Genomic DNA, 6204 nt, shown 5'->3' with positions numbered 1-6204 from the left:
CTGATGACCATAGCAAGTCGGTCCCACCCCTTCCCATCCCGAACAGGACCGTGAAACGACTTTGCGCCGATGATAGTGCTGCAACCAGTGTGAAAGTAGGTTATCGTCAGGCTAGTTATATAGAAAACCCCCTTCCAGTGATCTGGTTGGGGGTTTTTCGCATTTGGCCATCGCTTTATGCTCACCCCGCCCGCCGCAAACTCATTACAAAACTGACGCCACCGCCCAGATTGTGCGCGGTAATCGTGCCGCCCATCTTCGCCATATATGTCTTCGCCACGAATAGTCCCTGTCCACGATTGCCGTTGGCGCCCGATTCCGCCTGGTCCGACACGCCGTATTCGAAGATCTTGCTGATCATCTCGACTTCGATCGGCGGCCCCTGATTGTGAATCGTGATGGTGGCGCCGGTGTCGCCGGCTTCCAGCGTGATCGTGATCGCACTGCCTGGTAAGCGATAACGCTCGGCATTGCGCAGCACATGCGTGACCACGTCCTCCAGCGAGTATTCGTCCGCCCTGGCCAGCAACGCATCCGGCCCGTTGAAGTGGACCTGGTCGATGCCGATGCAAGGTGCATTGTCGGCCACGTGTCGCAGGAACGCGGCGACGTCGATTTCGGTGACCTGCAATTCGGACGACTGGAACGCTTCGCTGGGCGACGCGCGTCCATACAGCACGCGAATCGCCTGCTGCATGCGATTGATGTAGCGGTGGCTCTGGCCGTCTTCGCTGCCGTGCAAGACCATCAACGACTGTAACGGCGACATGATCTCGTGACCGACCGCGTGCCACATATCGCGCTCCTGCTCGGCACGAATATTTTCGCGCTCCACGTCTTCGCGCACGCGGCGCAGCAGGTCGTGCAGGCCGGTGGCCAGCACGCCAAGTTCGTCCTCGCCGCGCAGATCGGCCAGGTCGGCCTCGGAAAATCCGCGCGCCGTGCGTACCCGCTCGCCGACATCGTCGGCGCGCTTGATCAGCACCTTGATGCGGCGGATGATGCCAATCTCGATCACCAGCCAGGCCAGCGCCAATGCCGCCAGCATGGCGCCAACGAACCACGTCAGCCGGCTTGCCACCACGCTCAGGCTTTTGCTCACGCTGCGTACATCACCTTTGAGCAGGATCTCGTAGCTGCCTGCCGGCGTGGTGATGATCTCTTTCGCAGCCAGCGGCGCGTCGTAGGCATCGACCGGCAAGTGGCGGATCAGCGTCGTCACCACGTGCCACGACTGTTCTTCCGGATCGACAGCGCCAACCAGTTGCGGCATGTCGGCCGCAGGCACGCCGCCATCGCGCACATCGTTTTGTGCTACGCGCCTGATTTGCAGGCTTTCTCCCGGCAGCAGCATCGGCGTCAAGTCGGCCAGCGAGAACGGCGGCGCGCTCGGCCCCTTGCCGCTGTCGAGCAGAGGTGGGCCATCGCCTGGCGCCAGGACCGCGATGCTGACATTGATGCGATGGAGATCCTCGGGCGGCCACACCGGGCGGCGTTTTTCGAAGAGCCCCTCCTGCAGCACGCCGATCGGCAAGCGCAGCGAAAAGAAGGCGCTGCGCGCGCAGCGGCTGTCGTCGTCGTTGCCGGCGGGCTGATTACAGTGCGGGTTCTGCCAGATCCAGCCGCGAAAATCTTTTACCGCTGGCGCCTTGGCGCGCGCCACGTCCGTCGCAGTGAAGCCGGTCAGCCGGCCGCGCATGCCGCCAAAACGCGAGTGTGGCGTTTGCGGTTCCGTACTTTCCTCGAACGGTGCGATCCACTCGTACACCTGGCCGCGCAGCGCAACCTTGACGGTGACGCGGTGGGCCTGGTCGAGCACCTGGTCGCCGCGCACATGTGGCACCAGCAGCGCGCTGTCGAACGTGCCGGCGACATAAATAAAGCCGCCGGCCCACGGGTTGTTGCCGATGCCGACGCACAGCGAACCGTTGTCGCCGTACTGCGCCAGGCAGCCCGACATCGCCACCGCCTGCTGCACTTTTTGCAGGTCGTCGAAATCGAGTGCCGCGAATGGCAGCAGCAGCGGATGCAGCGCCGCGCCACCGCCAGCCGCTGGATTGAGCAGCGCCAGTTGGCCGGACGGATGGCGCAAGGTGGCCGCGATCTGCTCGCGGGTTTTCTGGAAATTGATTTGATAGTTCTTGTAGCTGAGCTGCTTCTCCTGCTGCAGCACCGACAGCGCCAGGCCCACCGTCGCCACCATCAGGAACACGAAGGTCGCGCGCAGCAGCAGCCGCACGCGATAGGGGACCAGGCTGAGACGGCGCCAGTTCACCTCATCGGCTTTCGGTATCGGCCCAGCGGAAGCCACGCATCGGAATGTTCTCGACGCAGGCGAAGCCGGGGTCGATTTCACGGAATGCATCGCGGATGGTGCTGACATGCTTGCGGATGTTATCGCGATTGCGCCCGCTCTTGACCACCTCGAACAGTTCGTCGTACGACACCACCTGGCCGCGCCGTGCGAACAGCACCGCCAGGATGCGCTGGGCCGTCAGCGGCAGGTTGATGCGATGACCGCGCCACATCGGCGTGCGCTGGCGCAGCGGATCCATGCTCAGTTCATCCGCGTTGGCAGACGGCAGCGGCGGCGCTTTGTCCTTCACGGCGCGCAGGATCTCGAGGAAGGTTTCGATAAAGTCGGCTTCCTCGAAGGTCGCCTTCTGCAGATAGTCCCAGGCGTCGAGCGCCTTCATGATGCTTCGGTAGATCGTGGCTGGCATGGCGGAGACCACCAGTACCGGCGTGGCATGCCGCTTGTTGATGGCGTTGATGATGGCAACGCCGGCGTGGCGCTCGCGCCCCAGTTCGATATCGAGCACTACCAGGTCGTAGCGCTCGCGCGCGATGGCGGCTTCGGCGTCGTCGCGGCTGAACCACTGGTCCACTGCGATACCCGGCCGCGCGGACTCGATCCAGGCGCGCAGCTGATTGCTGGTCGGGAGATCGTCCTCGATGACGGCGACTTTGGCCATGCTGTGCTCCGCTACTTGTCAATCCAGGAAGTATCCACGGTTTTAGCGCAAAAGTCACAGACCGGCCTGTGAGGATTTCTTCACAGGCGCGGAAGAGAGACGGCCGGTACCGGCGTTGATACTTCCGCATTGCCGGGCGCACCATGTCGGCAAGGGATAGGCCCTGAATTTCAAACATGACGAAAAGGTGAATACCATGGCAGAGCGGCTCAAGCGGATCAGGCAGATGGCACAGGCAGTACGCGACACATTGCGCGGCAGCGCCGCCGGTGCCGTATCTGCAGTTGGCGGCGTGCGCCGCAACGGCGCGATGTTGCTGGCACTTTGCCTGGCCGGCGCCGCCGGCTATGGGCTGTGGACGCACCCGCCGCTGGCGAAGCTGACGCCGGGCAGCCTTGGCATCCGCACCAACCAGCTCACTGGTTCCATGGCCGTGGTGCGCGATGGGGCGGTACTGCTGGTGCCGGGCGTGCACGGGTTGCGTCAACTCTCCCTGCTCGACCAGGTATATCGCCCGAGCCGCAGCGATCAAAAGCCGTTCCAGTCGGTGGAAGGACTGGCGCTCGGCGTGGACCTGTCGGTGCGCTACGCGCTCAACGCTGACCGTGTGGCCGCCATCGCCCGATCGCTGCCGCCCGATATCAACGGCGCCATCGTCGAACCTGCGGTGCAGGGCGTGATCTACAAGGTATTCACGCGTTACACGGTACGCGAGATCTTTTCGTCGCGGCGCGCCGAGATCCAGCAAGCCATCGAGGCGGAACTCAAGCCCAAGCTGGCGGCGGACGGCATCACGCTGCGCGGCATCACCATTGGCAAGATCACGCTGCCCGAGGAATACCAGGCAGGCATGGAAAAGCTGCTGGCCGAAGAACTGGAAACCGAAAAAATGCGCTACACGCTCGAGCTCAAGGAAAAACAGGTGAAGCAAACCGCGCTGGAGGCGGATGCCGACAAGATCCGCCGCGAAAAAGCTGCCGAAGCCGCTGGCAATGAGCAGATCATCGCCGCCCGGGCACAGGAGCAGGCCATGGCGCACGTGCTGCCCTTCAAGCAGAAACAGATCGAACAGCGGCGGCTGGAAGCGGAGGCCGACAAGACCGCGCGCATCAAGACGTCGGAGGGGAATGCCCAGGCACGCCTGATCGAAGCCACCGGTGAAGCCGATGCCCGCCGCAAGCTGGCCGACGCCGAAGCCTATCGCCAGGATACGATCGGCAAGGTGGCGGCCGCGCAGATGGAACGCGAGGGCGAACTGATTACCCGCAATCCGCTGCTGATCCAGAAAACCATGGCCGACAAGCTGTCGGACAAGGTCTCGGTCATCATCGCCCCGCCGCCGGCCAATGGCGGCTTTATCGGCGCGTCGCTGCTCGGCAGCGCCAAGGCAGGAGAATAACCATGTCACTCATTGCCACTGCCGTCATGCTGGCGATCGTCACGCAAGACCAGGCTGCGTTGCGTGCCGCGCCCAAGGATAGCGCCTCGCAGCAGGCCGTCCTGTGGCAGGGCGACAGCCTGGAGATACGCGGCGAGAAGCAGGACTTCCTGCAAGTATACGACCACCGCCGCGAGCGGGCCGGCTACATCCGCGCGGCGCAGGTGCGCAAAATATCGCTGGCGCCGGCCGATGCGCCGGAGCTGTTGTCGGTGGTGCGCTTCCTGCGCGATACGCCGGGCGCCGAATCGCTGGGCATCAGCTATGTCGCAGCCTACCTGAAGGCGACGCCGGCCGCGGCCATCACCGCCGAACCGTTCGACGCGCTCGGTAGCATGGCCGAGCGGCTGGCACGCCGCGCTTCGTCAAGGCTGGGCAAGCAGGGAGACACGGTGATTGCCGCGCACCTGGAGGCGGTGGCCAATTATGGGGTGGGCATTCGCAGCCAGAAAGCAGAGGGGCGCATGCAGCTGTGCTACGACGGCGAAGCGTTTCGCCGCGTGCTGGCGATGCAGTCGACGCCGCCGCAACGCGCCGCAGCAGCACTGGGGCTCACGCGCACCGAGTGCGTCGATCCCGCGCTTGGCCCCGGCGCCCGCGCGGCGCTCGATACCTGGCGCGCGGAAGTGCTCGACCGCGTGGAGCTCACCGGGGTGGCGCCGCACTTGCGCAACCGCCTCCACATGCGCCGCGCGGCGGTATGGTCGTCGGTGGCATTTGCGCATGCCCGCAAGGGCGAGTCGGCGATGCAGCCGGCCCAGCGCGCCCTCGATGAACTGGGTTTGGTCGAGCCGGCGGAACTGACCGAGGACGATGCGACCGTGTTCGCCGAAGCGGGTGCGCGCGTTGGCAGCGTACTGTGGGCTGCCAAGGCCAGCATCCCGGTGTCCGCCTCGGCCTTACAGGCTGTATCGGACCGCGCAACCGCTGCGATGTCGGCAGCGTCGATCGCAGCGACCAAGGCACAGGCACCTCCCGCGTCTTTATCGCCGGCGGCGGGGCTGCGGGTCGTGACGGTCGCTGGCGAACCAGGCGAAACCTGCGTGCTGCTGGTGGACGCGAAACACAACGTGCAACATCCACTGGTTCGCCGCTGCAGTTATGGCGTAGTGTGGCAGGCATCGGCACAGGCCAATGCGCAGGGCACGGCACTGGCGCTGGCGGTGCAGCCGATGGATGGCTGGCGCGAGATGTGGTTGTTCCACCAGACCAGCGCCGACTGGCTGGTGGATGTGCTGCCGCCGGCCGCGACGGAGCCGGGCGTAGGCTATGCGGAGTTTGCCGGCTGGGTACCTGGCACGCAAAACATGCTGGTAGCACGCGAAGCGCGGATTGATGGCCGCTACAAGCGCAGTTTCGAGCTGGTAGCAATCGATACCCTGGCCACGCTGAAATCGGCCGACAAGCCGTCTTCGCTCAGCCAGTTCTACCGCTGGCAAGATCCGGCATGGAAGCGCCAAACCGTCGCTTTGCGGTAACGCTGCACGGTGTGAAAAAAAGCCTTGTCGCCGCTGTTGTTTCTTGGCTATAATTCGCCCCCTCGCAAGACACCGCACACAGTGCAGCGTTAAGCGGGACAGGTAGAGAAAAAGAAGTGCTTGACGAAATATTCGAAACGTCTCATAATCTTGCCTCTTCGCTGATGAACAAAACGCTTCTTCAGCAACGCAGTACCGAATAAGTTCTTTAAAAATTAACAGTCGATAAGTGTGGACGTTTGATGAAAGTGCACACGACGCTAGTCGTCGTGATACTTAAATTATCAAATGTTCACAAGAAGTAATGAAATAG

General features: G+C 63.5%; 4 protein-coding genes and 1 rRNA gene. 3 read left to right on the top strand and 2 right to left on the bottom strand.

The genetic code is table 11. The features are described from left to right. Positions 1-112: ribosomal RNA gene (gene rrf / locus F8197_RS28120) — 5S ribosomal RNA — on the top strand. 69 nt (positions 113-181) lie between these two features. Here the strand turns inward: rrf and F8197_RS28115 are convergent. Beyond that, positions 182-2275: a sensor histidine kinase gene (locus tag F8197_RS28115; protein ID WP_373997007.1), complete on the bottom strand. Its 2094-nt coding sequence runs from the start codon at positions 2273-2275 to the stop codon at positions 182-184. Position 2276: 1 nt separating this feature from the next. Next, complete coding sequence (locus F8197_RS28110; protein WP_019924967.1) at positions 2277-2975, bottom strand: response regulator transcription factor; 699 nt, start codon at positions 2973-2975, stop codon at positions 2277-2279. Between the two features lie 196 nt (positions 2976-3171). On the opposite strand from F8197_RS28110, the gene F8197_RS28105 reads away from it, so the two are divergent. After that, complete coding sequence (locus F8197_RS28105) at positions 3172-4374, top strand: SPFH domain-containing protein (protein WP_152885386.1); 1203 nt, start codon at positions 3172-3174, stop codon at positions 4372-4374. A 2-nt stretch (positions 4375-4376) separates the two neighbouring features. Continuing rightward, positions 4377-5891, top strand: coding sequence for a hypothetical protein (locus tag F8197_RS28100; protein WP_152885384.1), 1515 nt, complete (start codon positions 4377-4379; stop codon positions 5889-5891). Positions 5892-6204 lie beyond the last annotated feature (313 nt).

The sequence above is a fragment of the Duganella sp. FT27W genome (genome assembly GCF_009295655.1).
Classification (GTDB): Bacteria; Pseudomonadota; Gammaproteobacteria; order Burkholderiales; family Burkholderiaceae_D; genus Rugamonas; species Rugamonas zoogloeoides.
Note: the sequence above shows the minus strand (reverse complement) of the source record. Positions and strands in the feature narration are given on the sequence as shown.

Excerpts from the sequence above, each read along its gene's own strand:
- F8197_RS28105 (WP_152885386.1), top strand. The coding sequence starts at position 3,172 with ATGGCAGAGCGGCTCAAGCGGATCAGGCAGATGGCACAGGCAGTACGC.
- F8197_RS28110 (WP_019924967.1), bottom strand. The coding sequence starts at position 2,975 with ATGGCCAAAGTCGCCGTCATCGAGGACGATCTCCCGACCAGCAATCAG.
- F8197_RS28100 (WP_152885384.1), top strand. The coding sequence starts at position 4,377 with ATGTCACTCATTGCCACTGCCGTCATGCTGGCGATCGTCACGCAAGAC.